Annotated in this window: 2 pseudogenes; both read left to right on the top strand. The window is 59.4% G+C overall.

The window, feature by feature from the left end:
• Positions 1-383: 383 nt before the first annotated feature.
• Positions 384-752: pseudogene (locus tag T18_RS27985) on the top strand (acyltransferase family protein); the annotation flags it as partial.
• Positions 753-824: 72 nt separating this feature from the next.
• A pseudogene (locus T18_RS27980) lies at positions 825-1,110 on the top strand (hypothetical protein); the annotation flags it as partial.

The following is a 1,110-nucleotide window of genomic DNA, read 5'->3' as shown; positions in this document are numbered from 1 at the left end:
TCTTCAATGCCAGGCACGTCCGCGAGAAAGACCAATGGGACTTCCGCAATGCCTTACCTCGCTTGGAATGCAGCGAGAAGGCCGCCCTTCGTCGATGGCTGGAGGTGCTGCATCCGTGGCATGCCTGGATTCAAGAACTCCAATCCTGCTAACCGTCCGCTTAGCTGCCGGTCCCGTCGATAAGCTTACTGGCATCAGCCTTTGCCATCGAACTCCCGGAGCGTCGCGCATGACTATGCTTGCCACCACGAAAAATGCGCATGCAGGCAATTTATCCTCGCTCTCGCATACGAGCGTCGCAGCCACGGGCACGCGGATGATTGGTCCCGACATCCTGCGCTCGCTGGCAGTCCTGCTGGTGATGCTTGTCCACCTTCTACTGAATGCCACCCCCCGGCCTACTGGTGACCGTGCACGAATATGGCTGGCTCGGCGTCGATATCTTCTTTGTGCTCAGCGGCTACCTCATCGGCACGCAACTGTTCAAGGAAATTTCGCGGACTGGCGCAGTCGATTTCAAATCGTTTTACCTTCGGCGTGCCTTCCACATCTTTCCGGCGTTCTTCGTGGTTCTTGGCCTTTACGCCTTGGTTCCGGTCCTTCGCGACAATCCGGCGATGCAGCCCCTCTGGAAATTCGCCACCTTCATGGTGAATCTCGGATTCGATCCGAGGGTGGGCAACGCGCTCTCTCAGGCATGGACGCTTACCGTCGAAGAGCAATTCTATCTCGTCCTGCCTTTGCTGGTTCTCCTCCCGTATAGGCGCATTGGCACAGGATGGGTCGTTGCCCTCGCAGGGCTGCTGATGCTCGCCGGCGCCATGCTGCGTTACGAGCGCGGCCAGCTCTATCGCGACGCGCTGCGCTTCTCCGAGACCTGCGGCCTGAACATCGTTCAGGTTGCACGCACGCTGGTACGCGACCGGCTCGACTGGACGCTGCGCCAGAAGGCGAAGCTCGTCGATCTCGGCAAGCGTCTGGCTGCCTTCGCCGCGCGGCTCGGCATGACTCAATCCCCGACCACTCAAATGATGAAGGAGGCTGCACCCATGGTCGCAGGTATCAAGACATTCTCCGGCTCGGTTTCCGATATCGTCGGTGACAGGCTCA

Source organism: Rhizobium sp. TBD182 (assembly GCF_001950375.1).
Classification (GTDB): domain Bacteria; phylum Pseudomonadota; class Alphaproteobacteria; order Rhizobiales; family Rhizobiaceae; genus Agrobacterium; species Agrobacterium tumefaciens.
This window is presented reverse-complemented; position numbering and strand designations above follow the sequence as displayed.